The organism is Bradyrhizobium sp. JR4.1 (genome assembly GCF_040548605.1).
GTDB lineage: Bacteria > Pseudomonadota > Alphaproteobacteria > Rhizobiales > Xanthobacteraceae > Bradyrhizobium > Bradyrhizobium canariense.
The window spans coordinates 971,558-995,618 of sequence record NZ_JBEPRY010000001.1; the positions used below are offsets into that span (position 1 = coordinate 971,558).

At 64.6% G+C, this 24,061-nt stretch carries 24 protein-coding genes, 1 tRNA gene and 1 pseudogene; 10 read left to right on the forward strand and 16 right to left on the reverse strand.

Annotated elements, in window-relative coordinates; translation table 11 throughout:
* Window positions 1-25 precede the first annotated feature (25 nt).
* Window positions 26-766 (reverse strand): sulfate transporter family protein, encoded by a 741-nt coding sequence (locus ABIB90_RS04660; RefSeq protein ID WP_007598514.1) that lies wholly within the window; start codon window positions 764-766, stop codon window positions 26-28.
* A 192-nt stretch (window positions 767-958) separates the two neighbouring features.
* Between ABIB90_RS04660 and ABIB90_RS04665 the strand changes: the two genes are divergently transcribed.
* Together ABIB90_RS04665 and ABIB90_RS04670 are read left to right on the forward strand one after the other, a co-directional pair.
* Window positions 959-2,152 (forward strand): CoA transferase, encoded by a 1,194-nt coding sequence (locus ABIB90_RS04665; protein ID WP_354200303.1) that lies wholly within the window; start codon window positions 959-961, stop codon window positions 2,150-2,152.
* A complete protein-coding gene (locus ABIB90_RS04670; RefSeq protein ID WP_354200304.1) occupies window positions 2,149-3,096 on the forward strand; it encodes a hydroxymethylglutaryl-CoA lyase in 948 nt (315 codons plus the stop codon). Before ABIB90_RS04665 ends, ABIB90_RS04670 begins: the two co-directional genes overlap by 4 nt.
* A gap of 430 nt (window positions 3,097-3,526) precedes the next feature.
* Here ABIB90_RS04670 and ABIB90_RS04675 read toward each other — a convergent pair whose 3' ends face one another.
* The gene (locus ABIB90_RS04675; protein ID WP_354200305.1) at window positions 3,527-5,962 is read right to left on the reverse strand and encodes a heavy metal translocating P-type ATPase; all 2,436 of its coding nucleotides are present in this window, start codon (window positions 5,960-5,962) and stop codon (window positions 3,527-3,529) included.
* A 50-nt stretch (window positions 5,963-6,012) separates the two neighbouring features.
* Between ABIB90_RS04675 and ABIB90_RS04680 the strand changes: the two genes are divergently transcribed.
* Window positions 6,013-6,288 (forward strand): metal-sensitive transcriptional regulator, encoded by a 276-nt coding sequence (locus tag ABIB90_RS04680; RefSeq protein WP_007598521.1) that lies wholly within the window; start codon window positions 6,013-6,015, stop codon window positions 6,286-6,288.
* Between the two features lie 230 nt (window positions 6,289-6,518).
* Here the strand turns inward: ABIB90_RS04680 and ABIB90_RS04685 are convergent, their stop codons facing one another.
* The gene (locus tag ABIB90_RS04685) at window positions 6,519-7,496 is read right to left on the reverse strand and encodes a YiiX/YebB-like N1pC/P60 family cysteine hydrolase (RefSeq protein WP_354200306.1); all 978 of its coding nucleotides are present in this window, start codon (window positions 7,494-7,496) and stop codon (window positions 6,519-6,521) included.
* A 192-nt stretch (window positions 7,497-7,688) separates the two neighbouring features.
* Between ABIB90_RS04685 and ABIB90_RS04690 the strand changes: the two genes are divergently transcribed.
* A complete protein-coding gene (locus tag ABIB90_RS04690; RefSeq protein WP_354200307.1) occupies window positions 7,689-9,077 on the forward strand; it encodes a flavin monoamine oxidase family protein in 1,389 nt (462 codons plus the stop codon).
* A 157-nt stretch (window positions 9,078-9,234) separates the two neighbouring features.
* Here ABIB90_RS04690 and ABIB90_RS04695 read toward each other — a convergent pair whose 3' ends face one another.
* The 4 genes from ABIB90_RS04695 to pheS all read right to left on the reverse strand — a co-directional run bounded on the left by ABIB90_RS04695 (window position 9,235) and on the right by pheS (window position 14,073).
* Window positions 9,235-10,005 carry a sulfite exporter TauE/SafE family protein gene (locus ABIB90_RS04695; protein ID WP_354200308.1) on the reverse strand — a complete coding sequence of 257 codons (771 nt, stop codon included), beginning with the start codon at window positions 10,003-10,005 and terminating at the stop codon, window positions 9,235-9,237.
* Window positions 10,006-10,028: 23 nt separating this feature from the next.
* Window positions 10,029-12,437, reverse strand: a complete 2,409-nt coding sequence (gene pheT, locus ABIB90_RS04700; RefSeq protein ID WP_354200309.1) for a phenylalanine--tRNA ligase subunit beta — start codon at window positions 12,435-12,437, stop codon at window positions 10,029-10,031.
* Window positions 12,434-12,904 carry an endonuclease domain-containing protein gene (locus ABIB90_RS04705; RefSeq protein WP_354200310.1) on the reverse strand — a complete coding sequence of 157 codons (471 nt, stop codon included), beginning with the start codon at window positions 12,902-12,904 and terminating at the stop codon, window positions 12,434-12,436. The genes pheT and ABIB90_RS04705 overlap by 4 nt, the downstream gene beginning before the upstream one ends.
* A gap of 86 nt (window positions 12,905-12,990) precedes the next feature.
* Window positions 12,991-14,073, reverse strand: a complete 1,083-nt coding sequence (gene pheS, locus ABIB90_RS04710) for a phenylalanine--tRNA ligase subunit alpha (protein WP_027514765.1) — start codon at window positions 14,071-14,073, stop codon at window positions 12,991-12,993.
* Between the two features lie 150 nt (window positions 14,074-14,223).
* Between pheS and ABIB90_RS04715 the strand changes: the two genes are divergently transcribed.
* Window positions 14,224-14,634 (forward strand): hypothetical protein, encoded by a 411-nt coding sequence (locus ABIB90_RS04715; RefSeq protein ID WP_354127087.1) that lies wholly within the window; start codon window positions 14,224-14,226, stop codon window positions 14,632-14,634.
* Between the two features lie 3 nt (window positions 14,635-14,637).
* Here ABIB90_RS04715 and rplT read toward each other — a convergent pair whose 3' ends face one another.
* Both rplT and rpmI read right to left on the reverse strand, forming a co-directional pair.
* Complete coding sequence (rplT, locus tag ABIB90_RS04720) at window positions 14,638-14,997, reverse strand: 50S ribosomal protein L20 (protein WP_007598538.1); 360 nt, start codon at window positions 14,995-14,997, stop codon at window positions 14,638-14,640.
* A gap of 80 nt (window positions 14,998-15,077) precedes the next feature.
* Window positions 15,078-15,278 carry a 50S ribosomal protein L35 gene (gene rpmI / locus ABIB90_RS04725; protein WP_007598540.1) on the reverse strand — a complete coding sequence of 67 codons (201 nt, stop codon included), beginning with the start codon at window positions 15,276-15,278 and terminating at the stop codon, window positions 15,078-15,080.
* Between the two features lie 270 nt (window positions 15,279-15,548).
* Here rpmI and ABIB90_RS04730 point away from each other — a divergent pair, with 270 nt between their 5' ends.
* Window positions 15,549-15,953, forward strand: coding sequence for a hypothetical protein (locus ABIB90_RS04730; protein WP_007598546.1), 405 nt, complete (start codon window positions 15,549-15,551; stop codon window positions 15,951-15,953).
* A gap of 106 nt (window positions 15,954-16,059) precedes the next feature.
* Here the strand turns inward: ABIB90_RS04730 and infC are convergent, their stop codons facing one another.
* Window positions 16,060-16,599, reverse strand: a complete 540-nt coding sequence (infC, locus tag ABIB90_RS04735) for a translation initiation factor IF-3 (protein ID WP_085349942.1) — start codon at window positions 16,597-16,599, stop codon at window positions 16,060-16,062.
* A gap of 249 nt (window positions 16,600-16,848) precedes the next feature.
* Between infC and ABIB90_RS04740 the strand changes: the two genes are divergently transcribed.
* Both ABIB90_RS04740 and ABIB90_RS04745 read left to right on the forward strand, forming a co-directional pair.
* Window positions 16,849-17,673, forward strand: coding sequence for an alpha/beta hydrolase (locus ABIB90_RS04740; protein ID WP_354200311.1), 825 nt, complete (start codon window positions 16,849-16,851; stop codon window positions 17,671-17,673).
* 149 nt (window positions 17,674-17,822) lie between these two features.
* Entirely contained in the window at window positions 17,823-18,290 is a 468-nt protein-coding gene (locus ABIB90_RS04745; protein WP_354200312.1) for a nuclear transport factor 2 family protein, read from the forward strand.
* A 17-nt stretch (window positions 18,291-18,307) separates the two neighbouring features.
* On the opposite strand, the gene ABIB90_RS04750 is transcribed toward ABIB90_RS04745, so the two are convergent.
* The 3 genes from ABIB90_RS04750 to ABIB90_RS04760 form a co-directional block, all read right to left on the reverse strand.
* A complete protein-coding gene (locus ABIB90_RS04750) occupies window positions 18,308-19,105 on the reverse strand; it encodes an acyl-CoA thioesterase domain-containing protein (RefSeq protein ID WP_035993858.1) in 798 nt (265 codons plus the stop codon).
* 201 nt (window positions 19,106-19,306) lie between these two features.
* Entirely contained in the window at window positions 19,307-20,497 is a 1,191-nt protein-coding gene (gene queG, locus ABIB90_RS04755) for a tRNA epoxyqueuosine(34) reductase QueG (RefSeq protein ID WP_354200313.1), read from the reverse strand.
* Window positions 20,446-21,138 carry a glutathione S-transferase family protein gene (locus tag ABIB90_RS04760; RefSeq protein ID WP_007598553.1) on the reverse strand — a complete coding sequence of 231 codons (693 nt, stop codon included), beginning with the start codon at window positions 21,136-21,138 and terminating at the stop codon, window positions 20,446-20,448. The genes queG and ABIB90_RS04760 overlap by 52 nt, the downstream gene beginning before the upstream one ends.
* Window positions 21,139-21,308: 170 nt before the next feature.
* Between ABIB90_RS04760 and ABIB90_RS04765 the strand changes: the two genes are divergently transcribed.
* On the forward strand, window positions 21,309-22,115 hold the full coding sequence (locus tag ABIB90_RS04765) for an undecaprenyl-diphosphate phosphatase (RefSeq protein WP_007598554.1): 807 nt from the start codon (window positions 21,309-21,311) through the stop codon (window positions 22,113-22,115).
* A 133-nt stretch (window positions 22,116-22,248) separates the two neighbouring features.
* Here the strand turns inward: ABIB90_RS04765 and ABIB90_RS04770 are convergent, their stop codons facing one another.
* Complete coding sequence (locus tag ABIB90_RS04770; protein ID WP_354200314.1) at window positions 22,249-23,214, reverse strand: complex I NDUFA9 subunit family protein; 966 nt, start codon at window positions 23,212-23,214, stop codon at window positions 22,249-22,251.
* A 161-nt stretch (window positions 23,215-23,375) separates the two neighbouring features.
* Between ABIB90_RS04770 and ABIB90_RS04775 the strand changes: the two genes are divergently transcribed.
* Window positions 23,376-23,462: transfer RNA gene (locus tag ABIB90_RS04775), tRNA-Leu, on the forward strand.
* Window positions 23,463-23,532: 70 nt separating this feature from the next.
* Here ABIB90_RS04775 and ABIB90_RS04780 read toward each other — a convergent pair.
* Together ABIB90_RS04780 and ABIB90_RS04785 are read right to left on the reverse strand one after the other, a co-directional pair.
* Window positions 23,533-23,793 (reverse strand): annotated as a pseudogene (locus tag ABIB90_RS04780) (type II toxin-antitoxin system RelE/ParE family toxin); the annotation flags it as partial.
* On the reverse strand, window positions 23,790-24,047 hold the full coding sequence (locus tag ABIB90_RS04785; RefSeq protein WP_354200315.1) for a type II toxin-antitoxin system ParD family antitoxin: 258 nt from the start codon (window positions 24,045-24,047) through the stop codon (window positions 23,790-23,792). The pseudogene ABIB90_RS04780 and the gene ABIB90_RS04785, both read right to left, overlap by 4 nt.
* Window positions 24,048-24,061: the final 14 nt, after the last annotated feature.

Sequence of the window (24,061 nt, forward strand, 5' to 3'; positions counted from 1 at the left end):
CGCAAGCGGGAGAGGGAGCGTCCCCTCACCGCATCTGTCGCGCCGGCTCGATCAGCTCGGGCCGCGGGCCTGAGAGCCGCTTATGCATGTGGACCATGAAGGCCATGGCGAAGATCGGCGTCGCCAGATTGACGATCGGGATCGAGACGAAGGCTGCGATGAACAGGCCCGCGGTGAAGATGGTCGCGGCATTGTCGCGCCGCATCGCCTTGGCTTCCTCCGGCGAGCGAAACCGCATCGCCGCGAGCTCGAAATATTCGCGGCCGAGCAGCCAGGCCGTGGCGAGGAAGAAGACCAGGAAACCGGCGCCGGCGAACAGCACCAGCGGCAACGCGATCAGGTAGACCAGGATCGTCAGCAGCGCGGTCTTGACGCCCTCGTAGATCGCCTGGCTGAACGGCAGCGCGACGCCCGGCCGCTCCGCCGGATAGTGCTCGCGCTCGACGATGTCGGCGACGTCGTCGACGAACAGGCTCGCCACCAGCGAGGTGATGGCGGGCATCAGGAACACAGCCCCGAACACGACGCCGAAGCCCGCGGCGATCGAAATGATCCAGGACAACACCTCGAGCGATGAGTGCCAGCCCGGACCGAGCAGGCCTTCCAGCCAGGCCTCGCCATAGGTCGCAAACCAGCTCAGGAGCCGCTGCAAGCCGATCGCCAGCACGATGATCAGCACCAGTGCGACGCCGATCGACCGCCACAGGATCGAGCGCATCGGCGGCGAGATCATTTGCGACAGCGCCTTGACGGCGGCATCCAGCATGGGAGTACCTCTCACGAAATCACCCGCGAGAGGTAGACACCCCGGGCCACTTCGGCAAGGGAGATCGGCGGCACCGCTTATGGCCGGATTGACCGCCCGCATCAACGAAGCCACGATGAATTCGGCAAGACCGTTGCTTCACCAACCCGCTTGACAACAAGCGGAACCAGCCGGGCAAAGGAACAGGCGCATATGGCGACGGAAGAATCGGTGGCCGGATTGCCGCTTGCAGGCGTGCGCGTCATCGAGATGACCCACATGGTCATGGGCCCGACCTGCGGCATGATCCTGGCGCAGCTCGGAGCCGACGTGATCAAGGTCGAGCCGCCCGCGGGCGACAAGACCCGGAGCCTGGGAGGCATGGGCACCGCTTTCTTCCCGTTGTTCAACCGCGGCAAGCGCAGCGTGGTGCTGGATTTCGAGAAGCCTGAGGATCTCGACACCATGCACCGGCTGCTGGCGACGGCCGACGTGTTCCTGGAGAATTTTCGCGACGGCCAGCTCGCGAAGCAGGGGCTTGGCGCCGACGAACTGCGCCGCCGGCATCCGGAGCTGATCATCGCCGGCCACAAGGGTTTCCTCTCCGGTCCCTACGAGCACCGCCCCGCGCTCGACGAGGTCGTGCAGATGATGGCGGGGCTTGCCGCCATGACCGGCACCAGCGAAAAGCCCCAGCGTGTCGGCTCGTCCGCCAACGACATCATGGGCGGCATGTTCGGTGTGATCGCGATCCTCGCTGCGCTCTATCAGAAGCGCGGGGGACAACGCGACGGCGCCGACATCCGCATCGGCCTGTTCGAGAACTGCCTGTTTCTGGTTGCCCAGCACATGGTCGAATACGAGATGACCGGCAACAAGCCGCGCTCGATGCCGGAGCGCGAGCATGCGTGGCCGATCTACGACATCTTCGAGACCGCCGGCGGCGAGCGCATCTTCATCGGCGTCGTCACCGAAGGCCATTGGCAGAGCTTTTGCCGCGAGTTCGGCCTGACTGAATTCCTCGATGATCCCGCCTTGCGCACCACGACCGATCGCATTCTGGCGCGTGCGCGGATCATTCCGCGCGCGGCCGGGATCATCAGGCAGTGGGACGTGGCAAGACTGTCGCAGAGGCTCGATGCGCTCAACATCTGCTTTTCTCCGATCAACCGGCCCGAGGATCTCTTCACCGATCCGCATGTGCTGCGGCCGGGCGGCCTCGTCAACAATGTCACCGCCGACGGCAAGCCGTTCCGGGTGCCGGCGCTGCCGATCGAGTGGAACGGCAGCCATATCGGCGAAGGCCTGAGGGTCGCGCCGCTCGGGGGCGACACCGCGACCGTTCGCGCCGAGATCAACACCGAAAATGAAGACGCCACGTCAAAAACAACAGGGAGGCGCGCATGAGCCGGATTCAGGAGATTTACCCCGCAGAACGCGTCAGCCTGCGCGAAGTCGGCCTGCGCGACGGGCTCCAGCTCGTGAAGAAAATTCCGTCGACCGAAGCCAAGCAACGCTGGGTGCGCGAGGAATATGCCGCCGGTGTGCGGCATTTCGAGGTCGGCTCGTTCCTGCCGGCAAAGACGTTTCCGCAATTCGTCGATGTTCGCGACGTCGTCGCGACCGTCGCTTCATTGCCCGGCGCGCATGGCATCGCGCTTGCGCTCAACGAACGCGGCGTGAACGAGGCGCTGGAATCCGGCGTCGGCGAAATCGCCTCCGTGGTCTCGGCAACGGAAGAGCACAGCCAGGCCAATGCGCACCGCTCGCGCGAGTCCGCGATCGCCAATCTGAAACGCCTGTGCGAGATGCGCGATGGCACCAGCCACAAGCCGCTGGTCAACGCGGCGATCTCGATGGCGCTGGGCTGCTCGATCACCGGGGCGGTCGACCCTGCAGAAGTGCTGCGGCTGGTCGACAAATGCCTGGAGGCCGGTGTCGATTTCGTCGGCATCGCCGACACCGTCGGCTATGCCGGGCCGAAGCAGGTGGCGGAGCTGACGCGCGCCGCGGTGAAGCTCGCGGGGTCAAAGCCGATCTGCATCCATCTCCACGACACCCGCGGCATGGGCATCGCGAACGCGGCCGCGGCGCTCGACGAAGGCGCGCGTATCCTCGACGGCTCGCTCGGCGGCCTCGGCGGCTGCCCCTTCGCTCCCGGCGCGACCGGCAATGTCGTGTTCGAGGATCTCGTGTTCCTGTGCGAGAGCAAGGGCTTTGCGACCGGCATCGATTTGGAGAAATTGATCGCGGTGCGCAGGATCCTGCGCGAGGAAATGCCGAATGAGCAGCTCTACGGCGGCCTCGCCCGGGCGGGATTGCCGGGTGGGAGCGCGGCGAAGGCGGCTTAAATCCGCAGGGTGGAACGCTCTTCCCTTCTCCCCTTGTGGGAGAAGGTGGCGCGAAGCGCCGGATGAGGGGTGGCTCTCCGCGAGCTCGAAGAGGAGTAGTCGCGGACACATACCCCTCACCCGTCTCGCCGCTTCGCGGCGAGCCACCCTCTCCCACAAGGGGAGAGGGGAACGCACCGCCTGCGCGGCAAATCTACTCATGCCGGTGCGCCTGCTTCCGTGCCTTCGCCTGCTTGCTGTCCCCGTCGGGATCATCACCACGCGGCCATAACGCACGCCGCGTTCGGCGATGATGTGGTAGCCCGGATGGAGCGAAGCGCAATCCGTGGCGGCTTCGATACGTGGACAGATCCCGGATTTCGCTCCGCTCCATCCGGGCTACGCGCATCTTACCTCGTTTCGTGAACGGTGCGAGAGAGAGGGCGCTCGCTCACAGCCGCGTTGCCCGCAGCCGCAGCGCATTTCCAACGACGCTGACCGAGGACAGCGCCATCGCGGCCGCGGCGATGATCGGCGAGAGCAGCACGCCGAAGGTCGGATAGAGGATGCCGGCCGCGATCGGAATGCCGGCGGCGTTGTAGATGAAGGCGAAGAACAGGTTTTGCCGGATGTTGCTCATCGTCGCCTGCGACAGTTTTCGCGCCCGCACGATGCCGGTGAGATCGCCCTTCAGCAGCGTGACGCCGGCGCTCTCCATCGCCACGTCCGTGCCGGTGCCCATGGCGATGCCGACTTCGGCTGCGGCCAGCGCCGGCGCGTCGTTGACGCCGTCGCCGGCCATCGCGACGCTGCGGCCGGCCTTCTGCAACTTTGTCACCACCGCGCTCTTCTGATCCGGCAGCACCTCGGCCTCGACATCGGCGATGCCGAGCCGGCGTGCGACGGCCTCGGCCGTGGTGCGGTTGTCACCGGTCAGCATGATGACCTTGATGCCTTCGGCTGCCAGTGCCTTCAGGGCCTCGGGCGTGGAAGCCTTGACCGGATCGGCGATCGCGAACAGGCCGGCAAGCCGGCCGTCGACCGCCATGTTGATCACGGTCGCGCCATCGCCGCGCAGCCGTTCGGCCTCGCCATCGAGTGCTTGGGTGTCGATGCCGATCGACATCAGATATCTGGCATTGCCGAGCACGATGGTTTTGCCGTCGACCTTGCCGGTCGCGCCCTTGCCCGTCGGCGAATCGAATTGCTCGACCTGGCCCAGCGCGAGCTGCTTCTCCTTTGCGGCGCGCATGATCGCATCGGCCAGAGGATGCTCGCTGGCGCGCTCGACGCTGGCGGCCATGCGGAGGATATCATCTTCCGCAAAGCCGGTGGCCGGCACGATCGCGACCACCTTCGGCTTGCCCTCGGTCAGGGTGCCGGTCTTGTCGACCACCAGCGTGTCGATCTTCTCCATTCGCTCCAGCGCCTCGGCGTTCTTGATCAGCACGCCTGCCTGCGCGCCGCGGCCGACGCCGACCATGATCGACATCGGAGTCGCCAGGCCAAGCGCGCAGGGGCAGGCGATGATCAGCACGCTGACGGCGGCGACGAGGCCGAAGGCCAGTCGCGGCTCCGGCCCGAACCAAGCCCAGGCCGCGAAAGCAGCGACCGCGACCGCAATCACTGCCGGCACGAACCAGCCCGCGACCTGGTCGGCGAGACGCTGGATCGGCGCGCGCGAGCGCTGCGCGTCCGCAACCATCTGCACGATCTGCGACAGCAGCGTCTCACGCCCGACCTTGTCGGCGCGCATGATGAAGCTGCCGGATTGGTTGAGCGTGCCGGCGATCACCTTCGCGTCCGTCTCCTTGGTCACCGGCATGCATTCGCCTGTGACCAGCGACTCGTCGAGCGAGGAACGACCTTCCAGAATGACGCCGTCGACCGGCACTTTTTCGCCAGGACGCACGCGCAAGCGGTCACCGGCATGAAGTGCGTCGATCTCGACCTCGTGCTCGCCGCCCTCAGCATCGATGCGGCGCGCGGTCTTCGGAGCGAGCTGCAGCAGCGCCTTGATCGCACCCGACGTCGCGTCGCGGGCGCGCAGCTCCAGCACCTGCCCGAGCAGCACCAGCACGGTGATGACCGCCGCCGCCTCGAAATAGACCGCGATCGCGCCTTCGTGGCCGCGGAAGGTGGCCGGGAAAATCTGCGGCGCGATGGTGCCGATCAGGCTGTAGACATAGGCAACGCCCGTGCCCATCGCGATCAGCGTGAACATGTTGAGGTTGCGCGTCAGCAGCGACTGCCAGCCGCGGACGAAGAACGGCCAACCGGCCCACAGCACCACGGGCGTGGCGAAGACGAGCTGGATCCAGTTCGACAGCGTCGCATCGATCCAGTTGTGCGGGCCCGCGAGATGGCCGCCCATCTCCAGCACGACGGCCGGCAGCGCCAGCGCGCCGCCGATCCAGAACCGCCGCGTCATGTCGGCAAGCTCAGGATTGGGGCCGGTCTCCAAACTTGCCACTTCCGGCTCCAGAGCCATGCCGCAGATCGGGCAGGTGCCGGGTCCGGCCTGGCGGATCTGCGGATGCATCGGACAGGTGTAGATCGTGCCTGCGGGCATCTCGGGCTGGGGTGTCTTCTCTTTGGTGAGATATTTTGCGGGGTCGGCGGCGAATTTGGCGCGGCAGCCGGCCGAGCAGAAATGGAAGGTCTCGGCATGATGGTCGAAGCGGTGCTTGGACGTCGCGGGATCGACCGTCATGCCGCAGACGGGATCGCGGACTTTTGCCGCGGCGCCGTGGTCATGCGCGTGATCGCCGTGCGCGCCGCAGCAGGACGCAGCCGCGGGCTTGTCGACCGGGGCACCCTTACTGGAACAGCCGCATCCGGAATGTGTGTCCGCGCTGTGACGGTGCTCATGTTCGGCGTCGTTCATTGCCACGCTCCGGCCTTGCAAGTTATACCCTAGGGGGGTATATAGACCGCATGCGCAAGGACATCAAGGCATCCGTCGGCAAACGTCTTGGCCGGATCGAGGGGCAGGTTCGCGGCCTCTCGAAAATGGTCGAGGAAGACCGCTATTGCATCGACATCGTCACCCAGATCTCGGCGGTGCGCGCCGCGCTGCGCCGGGTCGAGGAAGAGGTTCTGAAAGATCACGTCGCCCATTGCGTCGAGCATGCGATCGCGAGCGGCGACAAGGCGGACCAGCGCGAGAAGATCGCGGAGCTGATGGCGGTGATCGGGCGGGCGGAGCGGTAGGTTCTGCTCGTCGCTCCCTTGCGACGCTCGCACAATGGCGGAGAGGGATGCGCGATATTTCCTCTGGCGTCGTCCTGGCCTAGTGCGCAATTGCGCACGGGAGCCAGGACCCATACCGCGGAATCCATCGAGCTTGCCAGGTAGCTGTACCGAACGACGAATCTTCGCCAAACGTCTCTCTGCGATAATGGGTCCTGGCTTTCGCCAGGACGACGCAAGGGCAGTCGAGGCTACGCCGCCCTTTCGCGCGCCCGACCGCGCCGCCTTGGGCGGTCCATGGCCAGCTTCTTCAGCCGCCGGAAGCGCTCCGAGACGGTGATGCGATCGACCATCTCCGCTGGATGCGCGCTCACTTCTTCAGCCGGAACCGGCGCCTCTTCGTCAATCGCTTCAGGAACGAGCGGCGGCGCACTGAACGTTTCTGGAAACACACTGAATGTGCCGGCTACCTCCTCGAGCGGCTTCTGCTTGTCGGCCCAGTGCAAGGCGGTGTAGTCGAAGCCGTGCACGATGGTGGGTTTGACGACCTCGAAATAGGGCGAGATGTCGAAGTCGCGGGGCATGTAGAGCGAGGAATCGCGGATATGCAGGATCTCGCGGCGGGCAGCACGGCTGCCGGCCTTGGTGATCTTCGGCAGGATCGGATAGCGCACGGCGTCGAACGCCTGCGCGATCAGGGCCGAGCAGATGATCTTGGTGGGATCGCCCGAGCCGATCGAGATCATGCGGCGCCGCCAGCGCTGCGGGATCGGCAGCGGAAACAGAAAGCGCATCAGGTCGACGATGTTCTTGGTGTCGTAGCCGAAGCCGATGCGGTTGATCGCATAGCGGCAGACCGTGGTGCGGTCCTCATAGGACAGCCCGACCGGGCGGCAGACGCGGGTGTGATAGGGGAAATATTTCGACAGCGGCGCGGAGGTGACGCCTTCGCCGATATTGGCCTCGATCAGCACGTGCGGCTCGCCGTCGGGCTCTTCCGCGCCCTCGATCGGGCCGACATAGAGTGCGCCGTGGGACCAGGTCGACTGCGTCAGATATTTGATGATGCCGGAGATGCGGTTGTTGCCCTCGACCAGCAGCACGTCGCCGGGCTCCATGATGCCGCGCAGATGCTCGGGGTCGCTCGGCGTGAACGGCTCATAGCCCGGCACCTCCTTCGAGAGGTACGCGGCAATCAGCTTGCCGACTGAATCCAGGACCGTCCCCATTTCAAAACTCCCCCACGGCCTTTTCCGGCCGTCTTTTTCTCTTCTCTACCATGGTCGGAACGTGTTGCAATTCGGTTCATCGCTCCGTGACATCAAGCACGATTGATTCACCATGATGGTTGCCGCGCAACATCAGATACGGCAAGGTTCGCTAGCTGTTCCCGTTTGCTGCAAGTCTCCGGAAACCATGCCATGACAATCACGCGCCGCAGCTTCCTATCGGCGTCGGCGGGCCTTGCCGCGATGCCGGTCCTGCGCGCAACCGCCGCGACCCTGCCGCGCGAGGCTGACATTGTCGTGATCGGCGCGGGCGCGGCCGGAATTGCCGCGGCGCGGCGCATCATGGCGGCCAATCGCAAGGTCGTGGTGGTGGAAGCGGCGTCGCAGATCGGCGGCCGCTGCATCACGGATACGACCACCTTCGACACGCCGTTCGATCGCGGGGCGCGCTGGATGCACAATCCCGACACCAATCCGATGATCCGGCTGGCGCGCAGCGCCGGGCTCGACGTGTTGCCGGCCCCATCAGGCCAGAAGATGCGCATCGGCCGCCGCAATGCGCGGGCCGGCGAGACCGAGGAGTTCCTGGCGGCGCTGGTGCGCGCCAACCGCGCCATCGACGAGGCCGCGCGCGGCAAGCTCGATACCGCCTGCGCCTCTGTGCTGCCGAAGGATCTCGGTGATTGGGCCGGCGCGGCCGAGTTCATGCTGGGCGCGAGCTTCGCCGGCAAGGACCTGAAGGAGCTGTCTGCGATCGACAAGGCGCGGGCACAGGATCGCAACGCCGCGATCGCCTGCCGCCAGGGCCTGGGGACCCTGATCGCCAAACTCGGTGAGCAGGCGCCGGTCGCGTTGTCGACGCCGGCGAGCCGGATCGTCTGGAGCAATCGCGACGTCAGCGTGGAGACACAGGCGGGCAAGATCGCCGCACGCGCCGCCATCATCACGGTCTCGACCAATGTGCTGATTTCGGGCGCGATCAAGTTTGGGCCTGACATTCCCAAGCGCACGCTCGATGCCGCATCGAAGCTCACGCTCGGAAGCTACGATCACATCGTGCTGCAACTGCCGGGCAATCCGCTCGGCCTGTCGCGCGACGACATCCTGATCGAGCAGAGCAACTCGACGCGCACAGCGCTGATGTTCGCCAATATCGGCGGCTCCTCGCTGTGTTCGATCGATGTCGGCGGCTCGTTCGGCCGCGATCTCACTCGGCAAGGCGAGAAGGCGATGACGGCCTTCGCCAGAGAATGGATCACGAAGCTGTTCGGCAGCGAAGTCGCCGCCGCAGTGCAGAAGGCCAGCGTGACGCGCTGGAACGCCTCGCCTTTCGTGATGGGTGCGATGTCGGCGGCCTCGCCCGGCGGTCAGCTCTCGCGAAGAATCCTGGCCGAGCCGATCGGCAACATGTTCCTCGCCGGCGAAGCCACGCACGAGACGCTGTGGGGCACTGTCGACGGCGCCTGGGAAAGCGGCGAGCGCGCCGCGGACGCAGCCTTGCGCAAGATCGGCGCGCTCAAGGACGAGCCGGCCGACGTGCCGACGCAGTCGACGAAGAAGCGCAGGGCGCCGCGGCAATAGGGCAATTGATTCAGCCGTCGTCCTGGACAAGCGCAGCGCAGATCCAGGACCCATTACCCCAGGAAGTCGTTTGGCGAAGAGTTGTGGTTGTCAGTCGCGCTACAAACGCTGACCGGGGTAATGGGTCCTGGCTTTCGCCAGGACGACTAAGGACAATTCAGCGTAACACCCCATCCAGCAGCGGCAGTCCCGCGACCACCGCGATCGCGATCAGCCCGTAGCAAATCGCGCGAAACACCTTTTCGCTGGCACGGCCGAACAGCGACGCACCGAAGGCGACGCCGATCGCATAGACCGGACCGACGATCAGCGAGAGCACGAGCGATTCGCGCGAGATCAGGCCGGTCGTCGCATAGCTGACCATCGAGAAAAAATCCGACGCGCCAAAAAACAGCAAGATGTTGGCGCGCGCGACAATCGGGGCGATGGGACGGCCGAGCCAGTAGCCGACGATCGGCGGGCCGCCGGTCTGGGCGAGGCCGCTGCAGAAGCCGGAGAGGCTGCCGATGCCGACCGAGAGCCAGGCATGGTCCTTGCCGCGATAGCGCCAGCCCGACAGTAGCAGAAGCAACAGCGCGGCGACGAAGCAGGAGATGATCCATCGCGTCGTAACGGGTTCGAGCACGCTGAGGAAATAGGTGCCGACGGGCACGCCGACCAGCGCGCCCAGCACGATCACGGCAGTGGCCTTGCGGTCGGCCTTGCGCCAGGCGTCAGGCAGCAGCGGCGCGGCCGCGACGAAATCGATCACGAGGAGCAGCGCGGCAACCAGACGCGGCGCCGCGATGCTGCTCGCCAGCGGCATGAAGATCAGCGCCGAGCCGAAGCCGGAGAAGCCGCGCGCGGTGCCCGAAACGAAAGCGACGGCGCAGAGCGCCATCGCAATGGTGAGGCTGACGTCCTTCGGAAGAAAGTCAGTGAGACTCATGCTCTATGATTTCTCGAGCATGATCATGCTCTCAAAGTGCCGCCGGTCTTCTTCGTCACCTCCGCCACGATCTTCGCGCCAACGGCCTCGATCTCCTGGTCGGTCAGGGTCTTTTCGCGCGGCTGGATCGTCACTGCGATTGCGATCGACTTCTTGCCGTCGTCGATGCCCTTGCCTTCGTAGACGTCGAATACGTTCACAGCGGTGATCAGCTTCTTGTCGACGCTCTGGGCCGCGCGCACGATGTCGCCGCCCTTCACGGTGCGGTCGACGATGAAGGCGAAGTCACGCGACACGGGCTGAAATGCCGACAGCTCGATCACGGGCTTGGCACGGGTCGGCTTCTTCTTCGCCTCGGGGATGCGGTCGAGGATCACCTCGAACACCATCAGCGGGCCACCGGCGCCGAGCGCCTCGAGCGCGCGCGGATGCATCTCGCCGAAATAACCCAGCACGTTCTGCGGCCCGATCTGGATCGTACCGGAGCGCCCGGGATGCAGCCAGGACGGGCCGCCCGCGACGATCTGAAGGGCCTGCATCGGTGCGCCGGCGGCAGCGAGCACCGCGAGCGCATCGGCCTTGGCGTCGAACAAATCAGCCTGCGCCGAACCCGACCAGTGCCGTCCGAGACCCTGCGATGACGCAAAGCCGCGGCGGACGCCGCTTGCCGCCATGAACTGATCCTGCGGGCGATCGCCCTTGAACACCTGCCCGACTTCGAACAGCGCGACATCGCCAAAGCCGCGATCGGCATTGGCCTGCGCCGCCGCGATCAGGCCCGCCAACAGGGTCGGGCGCATGTCGGACAAATCCGACGCGATCGGGTTGGCGACCTCGAGTTCGCGCTGGCCGCCGCCGAACAACTCGGCCGCGGATTTCGTGATGAAGGACCATGTCACCGCTTCGATGATGCCGCGGCTCGCCAGCGCGCGCCTGGCGCGGCGGGTGCGGAGCTGGAGCGGGGTCAGCACGGATTTGCGTGCGTCCTCGCCGCGCTCGAACGGCGTCATCGGCACCTTGTCGACGCCGTGGATACGGACGACTTCCTCGACGATGTCGGCCTTGCCGTGCACGTCGGTACGCCACGACGGCACGGCGACCTTCACGACCGGACCCGGGCCCGCCATCATGAAGCCGAGATGGGTCAGGATGCGCTTCATCTCCGGCATCGGCACTTCGATGCCCGACAGCCGCTTGACCTCGTTGACCGGAAAATCGATCACGCGGTCGTCGCCGAAGGTCTTGCCGACCACGACGTTCTCCGACGGCGTGCCGCCGCACATCTCCAGCACGAGTTTGGTCGCGAGCTCCAGCCCCGGCACCATGAAAGCCGGATCGACACCGCGCTCGAAACGGTAGCGCGCGTCCGAATTGATGCCGAGCTTGCGGCCGGTCTGGGCGATGTTGATCTCGTTCCACAGCGCCGATTCGATCAGCACGTCCGTGGTGGTCTCGTCGCAGCCCGAGGCCTCGCCGCCCATGATGCCGGCGAGCGATTCGACGCCGTGCTCGTCCGCGATCACGCAGACGTTGGGATCGAGATTGTAGGTGCGGCCGTCCAGCGCGAGCAGCGTCTCGCCGTCACGGGCGCGGCGCACCACGAGATTGCCCTTCACTTTCTTCGCGTCGAACACGTGCAGCGGCCGCGCGCGGTCGTAAGTCATGAAGTTGGTGATGTCGACCAGCGCGTTGATCGGACGCAGCCCGATCGCGGTCAGCCGCTTCTGCAGCCACTCCGGCGACGGCCCGTTCTTCACGCCGCGCACCAGCCGCAGCGCAAAACCCGGGCACAACGTCGCGTCCTCGACCGTGACCTTCACCGGGCAAGGAAATTCGCCCTTGATCGGCTTGATGGTGGGGTCCTTGAACTTGCCCATGTCGGCGGCGGCAAGATCGCGCGCGATGCCGTGCACGCCGGTGCAGTCCTGCCGGTTCGGTGTCAGATTGATCTCGACCACGGGATCGCCGAGGCCGGCCCATGGAGCGTAAGCAGCGCCGATCGGCGCATCCGCGGGCAATTCCATGATGCCGTCATGGTCGTTGGAAATCTGCAATTCGGCCGCCGAGCACAGCATGCCGCGGCTCTCGACGCCGCGGATGGTGCCGACCCCGAGGGTGATGTCCTTGCCGGGAATGTAGGTGCCGGGCGGCGAAAACACGCTGACAAGACCCGTCCGCGCATTCGGCGCGCCGCACACCACCTGCACCGGCGCGCCACCGTCGCCGGTGTCGACCATGCAGACGCGCAGCCGATCGGCATTCGGATGCTGCTCGGCGGAGATCACCTTCGCGATGGTGAAGGGCTTCAGCGCCTTCGCCTTGTCCTCGATGTTCTCGACCTCGAGCCCGATCATGGTGAGCTTCTCGGCCAGCTTGTCCAGCGGCTCGTCGGTGTCGAGATGTTCCTTCAGCCAGGAGAGAGTGAATTTCATGGCTGTGTGCCTCGGCTCTTGTCGGTGTTCACTGAGTTGCTTTTGTCGGTGTCAATGTTCCCTCCCCCCTTGTGGGGGAGGGTCAGGGAGGGGGGTAAGCCGCGGGCTCCGGCGGATGCCGCCTGGCGGATTGCCTCAACAACGCCCTCCAGATTTGTCATCACCTGCTCGTTGGTGAAGCGCAGAACCTGAAAACCCTCGGCAGCAAAGAACGCATCGCGCTGTTGATCCGCCTTTTGGCGCTCTTCGAAATCGTGAGATTCCCCATCGACCTCGATGATGAGTTTTGATGAGAAACAAACGAAATCGGCGATGTAGTTTCCGATCGGCGTCTGGCGTCGGATGCCGACACCATCCATCCGGTTAGCCTTCAAATACCGCCACAGCAGTGTTTCGGCGCGCGTCATCGCTTGGCGAAGCTGCTTCGCCCGGCCGCGCTGACGCTGGCTTACAACTGCGTGCGGCATCCGCGGCTACCCCCCTCCCTGACCCTCCCCCACAAGGGGGGAGGGAACGGAGAGAGTCTTTGCGTACGCGTGTCCGGGCAAGCCCATCACGAGCTCAGCCCTCCCGCCAGCGTCGGCACTTCGAGCGGCTTGAAGCCGTAATGGGAGAGCCAGCGGACGTCGCTGTCGAACAGCTGGCGCAAATCGGCGATGCCGTATTTCAACATGGCGATGCGGTCGATGCCCATGCCCCAGGCGAAGCCCTGATACTCGTCGGGATCGATGCCGCAGGCGCGCAGCACGTTCGGATGCACCATGCCGCAGCCGAGAATCTCGAGCCAGTCCTCGCCCTCGCCGAAGCGGATCTCGCCCTTGTCGCGGCGGCACTGGATGTCGACTTCCAGCGACGGCTCGGTGAACGGGAAGAACGAGGGCCGGAAACGCATGTTGATATGGTCGACCTCGAAGAACGCCTTGCAGAACTCGTGCAGGATCCATTTGAGGTGGCCGAGATGCGAGTGCTTGTCGATGACGAGGCCTTCGACCTGGTGGAATTGCGGCGTGTGCGTCGCATCCGAATCGATGCGATAGGTGCGGCCCGGGCAGATCACGCGGATCGGCGGCTTCTGGCTCAGCATGGTGCGCACCTGCACCGGCGAGGTGTGGGTTCGCAACAGCATGCGGGAGCCGTCCTCCTTCGGATGGAAGAAGAAGGTGTCGTGCATCTCGCGCGCGGGATGGCCTTCCGGAAAATTCAGCTTGGTGAAGTTGTAGTCGTCGGTTTCGATATCCGGGCCTTCGGCGACCGAGAATCCCATATCGGCGAAGATCGTGGTCAGCTCGTCCCAGACCTGGCTCAGCGGATGGATGCGGCCGGCTTCAGCCGGCGCATCGCGCAGCGGCAGGGTGACGTCGATGGTTTCCGACGCAAGCCGCGCGTCGAGCGCCGCCGATTTCAAGACGTCGCGCCGCGCGGCGAGTGCCTCGGTGACCTTGTCCTTGGCCTGGTTGATCGCAGCACCTTGGGTCTTGCGTTCGTCCGGCGACATTTTTCCGAGCGTGGCAAGCAGCGCCGAGATCGAACCCTTCTTGCCGAGGGCTGCGACGCGCACCGCTTCGAGGGCGGCCTCGTCGCCGGCGGCGGCGATCTGGTCGAGGATGGATGTTTCGAGCATTGCGAGGTCGGACACGGTCAAATCCCTGCTGCCAAATTCGGCTGGGTTGTCGCCGCCCGAAGGCCGTAACGTCAAGCGAAAAGCCGGTGATTCGGGCTGACGAGCGGCTGGGTTGAACCTCGCGCGGGAGGCTGGCACCAAGGAGGATATGAGGAGACTTTCGCGATGCTCTCAAGATCCGGTCTGGCTGCTCTCGCCGTCGTTCTCTCTGTCACGAGCACCCCGGCGCGCGCCATGGTCTGCATGGAGAAATCCATGACGCTGGACGAGGTCGTCGACACCATCGGTGCCCAGAAGGGCTGCGAAAGCGCGATGAAAGTGTTTCAGGATTGCCAATTGACCGCGAGCGGCGATGTCCAGCTCGGCGCCGCCGTCGAGAAGAAATGCGAGGCGGACTTCATGCCCAGCCTCAACAGTGCGCGGAAACAGGCTTACCAACGCGAGATGCGCGTGTGCGACCGGAAGTACCGGAATAAATCCGGCACCATGTATTTGTCATTCACCGCATTCTGCCGGGCGGAGATCGCCCAGCGCTACTCGCAACGCGCGCTGAAGGCCGGCGGAGCCGGCCGTTAGGCTTCAGGCCGCCAGAGCGGCTTTGGCCTTCTCGGCGATCGCCTGGAACGACGCGGGCTCGTTGATCGCGAGATCCGACAGCACCTTGCGGTCCACGGTGATCCCGGACTTGGCCATGCCGTCGATAAAGCGGCTGTAGGTCAGGCCGAACGGACGCACGGCGGCGTTGATGCGCTGGATCCAGAGCGCGCGGAACGTCCGCTTCTTGCGCTTGCGATCACGGAAGGCATACACGAGAGCCTTCTCGACCGCCGGCTTGGCGGTGCGGATCGTGTTCTTGCGGCGGCCGCGGAAACCCTTGGCGGCCTTGTAGACTTTCTTGTGCTTGGCGTGGGCGGTCACACCGCGTTTGACGCGAGCCATGACAAATATCCTTCAGAAGTGACTTGATGTTCGGATCGCCGCGAAAGCTGCGGCGCGGGTGGCAATGATCGTGGACGCGATCAGGCGTTCGGCAAGAAGTACTTCTTGACGTTGTCGCCGTCGGTCTTGAACAGCACGGCGGTGCCGCGCAGCTGCCGGATCTGCTTCTTCGTCCGCTTGATCATGCCGTGCCGCTTGCTACGATGCGCGAACATCACTTTGCCGGTGGCAGTCACCTTGAAGCGCTTTTTAGCGCCCGATTTGGTCTTCAGCTTGGGCATTTGGCTCTCCTAATGGCCATAGAAATCCGCCCGCAAAGGCGGCTGGCCGTCAAAATGCTCGTTAGAGCGTTGATTGTGCTCAGGTTTTACGAACAAGCGCGAAACCCGCACGGACACCGCCACGGCAGCCCTTAATCAGCCGGGCAATGAAGGCTGGGCTTATGACAGAGGACGGGCGAATTGGCAACGATGAACCGGCGGAACCTAGCCGCCGACTATCCGGAATTGCTATCTTCATGTCCGGGCCGTGTCGCCCGGAGCAGGACCAGAATGCCCCATTTTTCCCAATCGCTTCCGTCTTTGACTGATTTCGCTCGTCCGCGCCGCCTGGCGCTGTTGGCCGTGCTCGCCATGGCTGCGTTTCCCTCGACTGCCGATGCGCGCATCCGCGGCTATGACGGAGTCTGGAACGTCACCTTCGCCACCACCCGCGGCAATTGCAGCTCCGGCTACAGCGTTCCCTTCACCGTCGCCGGCAGCCGGGTGTCGTCCGCCGGCGGTGGCCGGGTCTCCGGCAAGGTCAATCGCAGCGGTACCGTCGCGGTCCAGGTCTCGGTCGGGGCGTCCCATGCCAGCGGCGGCGGTCGGCTTGCCGGCGTGAACGGCGCCGGTTCGTGGAGGGGTATCATCTCCGGCGATCAGTGCAGCGGCACCTGGCAGGCGACGAGGAGTTAGTCGCCAAGCATTCGATGCGCTCCCTCCCCTTCTTCCTCGGCCAAAACAAAACGGCCCGCCGGAAAGCCGGACGGGCCGTTGAACTCTCAATCCTGAACAACTCGCGTCAGCGCGGCGCCAGCACCATGACGACCTGACGGCCCTCGAACCGCGCGTCCTGCTCCACCTTGGCGAGCTCGGCGACGTCGGTCTTGATCTTGTCGAGCAGCTTGGTGCCGATCTCCTGGTGCGCCATTTCGCGGCCGCGATAGCGCAGGGTGATCTTGACCTTGTCGCCTTCTTCGAAGAACCGCTGCATGGCGCGCATCTTCACTTCGTAATCGTGGTCGTCGATCATCGGGCGGAGCTTGATCTCCTTGATCTCGACGATCTTCTGCCGCTTGCGGGCTTCGGCGGCTTTTTTCTGCGCGGAATACTTATACTTCCCGTAGTCCATGATCTTGCAGACGGGAGGGCTGACGTTCGGCGAGATCTCGACCAGATCCATGCCGGCTTCCTGGGCCAGGCGGATAGCCGCGACGGTCTCGATGGTGCCCTTGTTGTCACCGGTCTGATCGATCAGCTGGATCTGCGCATTGCGAATGTCGTCATTGATGCGCGGCCCGTCTTTGGCGGCAGTGGGCGGGGCTTTATTGGGACGGCGAATGGGTGGTTCTCCAAAGTTATGAAAAGAGGCGGCTATTTTGCAGGAAGATACGGTTGCCGGCAAGCAATCGCTCGTGCGGCGGTCGAAAAAGCCTCAAATGCGAGGCATTTTGGCCACGGCGGGGCACGCAGAGGGACATAGACACCTTGCTTCCGTTCCGCAAGCGTCCCAAAGGGCAAATGCCGACGTCCGGCTGCGCTGCGGAGCGCGTCCGGACAGCTCAAACTGCACAGCCAGAGTAAACGTTCCATGACCCCTGCAATTCCCGATGCCGTGCTCGACTTCATCGATGTGGGCGAGGGCCCGTCCGCACGCCGGATCGCAGTGCGCCGCCGCGCAGCGCAAGAATCTGGTCAAGAATCTGCTCAAGGACCGGGACTGGTCTGGCTCGGCGGGTTCAAATCGGACATGCAGGGGAGCAAGGCCGTGGCGCTGGACGAATGGGCCCGGGATCACGGCCGTGCATTGGTCCGGTTCGATTATTCCGGCCACGGCGAATCCGGCGGGGATTTCGTCGACGGAACCATCGGGCGCTGGCTCGAGGAAAGCGTCGCGGTGTTCGAGCGGTTCTGCGCCGGCCCGCAAGTCCTGATCGGCTCGTCCATGGGCGGCTGGATGGCGCTGTTGCTCGCGCGCGAAATCAAAAAGCGGCAAGAGACACAGCAAGCCAAAGCCTCGCTGGCGGGCCTGGTGCTGATCGCGCCGGCGCCCGATTTCACCGAGGAGCTGATGTGGAAGAATTTTTCGGCCGCGGTGAAGAAGGAGATCGAGACCAAAGGCGTCTGGCTGAGACCATCGGATTATGGCGACGGCTCGCCCTATCCGATCACGCGGAATCTGATCGAGGAGGGGCGCAACCATCTCGTGCTCGGCAGCGCCATCGACCTCGGCTGTCCCGTTCGCATCCTGCAAGGAGCGCAGGATCCTGACGTGCCCTGGCAGCACGCGTTCGCGCTGACTCATCGCCTGCCCGCCGACGATGTCGTGCTGACCATGATCCAGGACGGCGATCACCGCCTCTCGCGCCCGCAGGACATCGCCCGCATTCTTGCCGCGGTGGCCGAGATCGGGTGAAATCGCGACCTAGCACTCGGTGTCATCGCCCGACTTGATCGGGCGATCCAGTATTCCAGAGGCGCTCGTGCTCAAGCCGAGAAGCCGCGGCGTACTGGATGCCCCGGTCACGCCCGGGCATGACTGAGAATGGGAGGGGAGAATCGCCGATGACCACCACCGCCATGCTGCGCGCCTTCTGCGACGCGGTCGAACAACGCAACGGAAAAGCCTTCGCTGATCTCTTCACCGAGGACGGCGTCTATCACGACGTGTTCTATGGCGCCTTCGCCGGCCGCGAGAAGATCGCCGCGATGATCGACGACTGGTTCTACCGCACGGCGACCGACTTCCGCTGGGACATGCACGACCCGGTATCGAACAGCACCACGCTCTATGCGCGCTACACGTTCAGCTATCGCTCGACCTTGCCGGAGGCGAATGGCGCGCGGGCGATGTTCGAGGGCGTGGCGATCATGACGCTTCGAGACGGCAGGATCGTCAGCTATCACGAGGTCGCCAACACCGCGCCGGCGTTTGTCGATTTGAAGTTTGCACCTGATAGAATCGCGAAGATCGTCGCCAGGCAGGGCGCGGAACTCAAGGCGCGGCCGGAAATGCAGCGGCATTTTGGCTAGCCGTCGTTCTTGCGTACCTACCGCTTCGACGGGTTTACCATCGGCTTGCGCTGCGCCAGCGCCGCAACTGTGGCGGTGCCGATCGGGCCCGCTTCATCGTACAGCCAGCACTCGCCGATCGCCACACCATCGGTGGCCTGGTGGTTCACGACGTCGAAGCCGATCCAGTTCGTCACCGGCAGGCGGTGCAGATAGATCGTGACGTCGCTGTTGATGTAGCCGAGCCCCTTGTCGCCGGCGTTGGCGAACGGACTGGCGAAGTCCGCGCCGGTAGCGACACGGACGAACGGCGTCATCGGCACGCCCGCGACCAGCTCGCGCACCTCGCTCATCCAGAGCTTTCGTGGCCCGAGCGAGCCCATGTGGCCGACGATCGGTCGCGTGGTCCATTTGCCGTTCATGCCGAGCCTGGGATCGGTCGGCTTGGGAATGTCGGCCGGCTTCGGCACGTCCCAGTTCGGCGGCGACCAGACATTGCCGTCCGGATTCTGCGTTCGCCGCAACAGCTGGCACGAAGCGCGCGCCATGCCGACGCCGCCGGATAAGAACTCTGCTTCCACGACGCGGATGCGCATCCCGTCGCGCACCAGACGTGTCGTCATCTCGATCGGCTTGTCGATGGTCGGAAGCCGAAACATATCGACGGTCAGCCGCGCCGGCACGAATTCGGGGCCGGAATGGCGCTCCTCGATGGCGAAGCCGAGCAGGCCGATGATGACGCGTCCGTGCAGCGATTTCGGATCCCACGGGCCGTTGGCGACTTCCGTCGGATGGAATGTGTCGCCGTCGCGGGTGAAGAAAGGCATGTTTGTCATGACGCGCGACTTTGCGGGAAGCTGCGGGGAAATCAAGATGCTCAATCCTCATGGTGAGGAGGCGCGAAGCGCTCTCATCAAAACAACGGTGTCATCGCCCGGCTTGACCGGGCGATCCAGTACTCCGAGACGGCTGTGGTTCAGTCGAGACGCCGCGGCGTACTGGATGCCCCGCTTTCGCGGAGCATGACAGCAGAGGAACTAGGAGGCGGTGCGCCACTCCTCATGCACGCTTTCGTCGCGCTCGCCAGCAATCGCATTCGTCCTGATCGTTTCGAACTCATCCCGCGGCATCAACTGCCCTAGCGCCCACACCGCAGCCCCGCGCACCAGCGCGCTCTCATCCTCCAGCAATCGCCGCGCCTCGTCCGCCAGTGCCGCATCGCCGGAGTTGCCGATCGCGATCAGCACGTTGCGCAAAAAGCGCTCGCGGCCGATGCGCTTGACCGGAGACTTCGTGAACAGCGCACGAAACGCAGCGTCGTCGAGCCGTGCGAGCTCGGCGAGACCCGGCGCGCGCAAAACGTCACGTGCGGCGAGCTTGGCCTCGCGGCCCTCCTGCGCGAACTTGTTCCAGGGGCAGGCGGCGAGGCAATCATCGCAGCCATAGATGCGGTTGCCGATGTTTTTGCGAAATTCGCGCGGGATCGGTCCCTTGTTCTCGATGGTGAGATACGAGATGCATCGCCTTGCATCGAGCCTGTAGGGCGCGGGGAAGGCGGCGGTCGGGCAGATGTCGAGGCACGCCCGGCACGAGCCGCAATGATCGATCTCGGAATCGTCGCGCGGCAGTTCCAGCGTGGTGTAGATCGCGCCGAGAAACAGCCAGGAGCCGAATTCGCGCGAGACCAGATTGGTGTGCTTGCCCTGCCAGCCCAGATGCGCGGCTTGCGCCAGCGGCTTCTCCATCACGGCCGCGGTGTCGACGAACACCTTCACTTCGCAAGGCTTCACCTCACAAGTTGAGGTCGCAACCAGCCATCGCGCCAGTGCCTTCAGGCGCTTCTTGATGAGGTCGTGATAGTCGTCGCCCTGCGCATAGACCGAGATCGCCGCGCGCGTGCGCTGTTGCAGGATCGCGAGCGGATCCTGGTCGGGGCCGTAGTTGACGCCGAGCATGATGACGCTGCGCACGTCCTGCCACAGCCCGCGCGGATCGACCCGGCGCTCCGGCTGCGCGGCGAGCCAGTCCATGTCGCCATGGCCGCCGGATGCGATGAATTCGAGGAAATGCTTTCCGGCGCTTTCGATCGTGCCGGGCTCCGTGATGCCGATGCAATCGAAGCCGAGCGCACGTGCCTCGTTTGCAAGCGCCGTCTTCAGTTCGGTCGGATCGGAGTTCAGAAGTCCAGGTCCACGTAGGTCCGCGACGCCGGCACGCCGGCCAGCCATTCGCTCAACAGCGGACGGAACGAGGGGCGGGATTTCACCCGCGCGTACCACGCCTTTGCCGCGTCGTCCTCGCTCCATGGCACGTCGCCCAGATAGTCGATCGCCGAGAGGTGCGCCGCGGCGGCGAGATCCGCGTAGCTGAGCCGGTCGCCGGCGAGGAAATTACGCGTCTGCGCCAGCCAGCCGATATAGGCCAGATGATAGCGCACATTTGCCTTGGCGGCGCGCATCACGTCGGCCGAGGGCGGTCCGCCGCCGTTGTCCTCGCTCATGAAGCGCTTGTAGATGCGCTCGGTGACGAGCGGGTGAGAGACTTCCTCGAAAAACTTTTCGTTGAACCAGGCCATCAGCCGGCGGACCTCGACGCGCTCGCCGATCGTGTCCGGCATCAGGCGCTTCAGTCCCATCTCGGAGCCATAGGCCTCGTCGACATATTCGGCGACGATCGCCGCGCCCGGGATCGGCGGCTGCTCGTCGTCCACCAGGACGGGCGTCGTGCCCGCCGCATTGAGCAGCAGAAATGCTTCGCGCCGCTCCCAGCTGCGCTCTTCGATCAACTTCAGCTCAAGCCCGTATTCTCCCGCGATCAGGCGGATGAACCGCGAGTGCGGGCAGAACGGATGATGAAACAGCGTAAACATGAAGCCTTTGACTATGTGATGGTGCTTAAGAATCCATCAATGTTTTGTGCGGCGCCACACTAGTCATTCAAAACCGCGAAGCAAGGGCGCGACGCCGCATTTTGCGATTGCAGCAAGGGAGCGGATGGGCGAGAAGATCCCCGCTTTTCCAGCCGAAATGGACCGTAAATATGTCAGATGCAATCCGGGCAGTGATCCTCGGCATCATCGAGGGTGTGACCGAGTTCCTTCCCGTGTCCTCGACCGGCCATTTGCTGCTCGCGGAACGCTTCTTCCATCTCGGCGAAGGCGCGTTCTGGGATTCGTTTACGGTCCTGATCCAGCTCGGCGCGATCCTCGCGATCGTCGTGTTGTACTTCAAGAAATTATGGGACGTCGCAATCGGCATGTTCACGGGCGACGCCTATGCACGCCGCTTCGTGCTCGGCGTGCTGGTGGCGTTCCTGCCCGCGGTCGTCGTCGGTCTCGTCGCCGGCAAATACATCAAGAGCATGCTGTTCAATCCATGGGTGGTGTGCTTCTCGCTGATCGTCGGGGGCGCCATCCTGCTCTGGGTCGATAAGCTCGATCTCAAGGCGCGCGAGCACGACGCCACCCGGTTTCCGTTGCTGATGTATCTCTATATCGGCATCGCGCAGTGCATCGCGATGATCCCGGGCGTGTCGCGCTCCGGTGCCAGCATCGTCGCGGCGATGTTCCTGGGGGCCGACAAGCGCGCGGCGGCGGAGTTCTCGTTCTTCCTCGCCATTCCCACCATGATCGGCGCGTTCGCCTACGATTTCTACAAGAACCGCTCCGAGATGACGATGGACCACATGGGCATCGTCGCGATCGGCTTCGTGGTGTCGTTCGTCACCGCGATCATCGTGGTGAAGACGTTCCTGGAATACGTCACTCGCCACGGCTTCGTGGTGTTCGCCTGGTGGCGCGTGATCGTCGGCACGCTCGGCCTGATCGCGCTGGCGCTGGGGCGGTAAACCCGAACGTCAAACAACTGCAGTCCAGACGTTGAAGTTCGTCATGCCCGGCCTTGTGCCGGGCATCCACGTTCTTGGCCCTTGAAAAGGCGTGGATGGCCGGGACAAGCCCGGCCATGACGGTGGGGGATGGTTACGCGCTCTTGCGCTGGAATTGCCCGGCGGCGCGGAAGCGCCAGAGATATTGCGGGGCGATCGCTTCAAGCGAGTCGGGCGTGATGCCGAGGCCTTCCAGCGTTAGCCCAGCGGCCTTCGCCGCGTCCGACACCACATTATCGCGCGCGAGCAGCGTGACCTGGTCCGGCGTCAGCTTCAGCGCGCCCGGCGCGAATTGCAGGAAGTTGGCCTTGAAGCGGGCGAGGCCAAACGGCAGCGGCATGAGCATTCGCTTGCGATCGGCGATCTCGAGAATGGCCTCGATGATCTCGCGCATGGTCAGCACTTCCGGTCCGCCGAGCTCGTAGGTCGCGCCCGCCTTGGCCTTGCCGTCGACGGCATCCGCGACCGCGGTGGCGACGTCGCCGACATAGACCGGCTGCATCCTGGTTTCACCGCCGATCAGCGGCACCACCGGCAACATCCGCGCCAGCGCCGCGAAGCGGTTGGTGAACTGGTCCTCGGGGCCGAACATCACGGAGGGGCGGAAGATCGTCGCCGACGGCACCGCGGCCAACACCGCCGCTTCGCCAGCCGCCTTGGCCCTGGCATAGCGCGAGGGCGATTCCGCGTCGGCGCCGATCGCCGAGACATGGATCAGGTCTGCCCCAGCGGCCGCGGCCGCCTTGGCGACGGTCTCGGCGCCCCTGGCCTGGACAGCATCAAAACTCTGCGCGCCGCCCTCGGCGAGGATGCCGACCAGATTGATCACGACCTGCGAATCACGCAGTGCCGCCTCGATCGAGGCCGGATAGCGCACGTTGGCCTGCACGGTGTGGACCTGCCCGACCTTGCCGGAGGGCTGGAGGTACCCGGCCAGCTCCGGCCGCCGCACCGCGACCCGGATCCGGTAGTCGCGCCGGCACAGTGCGCGGACGACATTCCGGCCCAAAAACCCCGATCCGCCGAAAACCGTGACGAGCGTGTCCAGATTCGATGCCATGGGATCCATTCCTGGGGTCGTTCCTGCGGGAAGAGTGCGTCTCGTCAGGCTTGTATCGGGCCGGTTTGCGATGCGCAATCCGCATCCCGAAGCGGGGTTCAAGCATGAATTGACAACCGCGTCACCGAACCGTAGTAACCGCCTCCGTGCCTAACCGGCATGCCCAGGTGGTGGAATTGGTAGACGCGCTGGCTTCAGGTGCCAGTGGCTTAACGGCCGTGAAGGTTCGAGTCCTTTCCTGGGCACCATCTTTTCCCTAAGCGATTGAAATTGCTTGTCGGGCTCCTCAGGGAACAGCAACGCCTCGTAGTCGCGCGCGCTGTGGAGGATGTGAATGATCTCAACCGCGTCGTCACCCACACGATAGAAAATCAGAAATTGACCGAACGGACCCCTGCGCACACCAAATTGCTCGTAGCGCGGCACCAAGGGATAGGCGCGTGGGGCGTCCAGCAAAGACTCACATTTTTCTCGTAGCGTGCGAACGAGCTTGAGGGCGCTCGCAGGACTTTGCTCCGCGACATACGCCACGATCTGTTCGAGATCGGCCTCTGCCTCAGCGCTGACGGTGAGGATCACTTGCCGTCCGTCTGGACCGCCAGTCTGGCTTCGAGCCGATCGAGCACGTCAGAGCCCGCTCTGGTCCGGCCTGCGTCGGCATCTGAGAGTCCGCGTGCAATCGAAGCGTCCAGGGCCGCCAGCCTGGCCTCTCTTTCCTGGACGAGGCGTACGCCCTCACGCAGCACCTCGCTCTTGGAATGGTATCGACCGGACGCCACGAGCTCGTTCATCACGCTCTCGAGCGTCTCTCCTAAATCGGCGCTCACAGCCATACCGGAACCTCCGT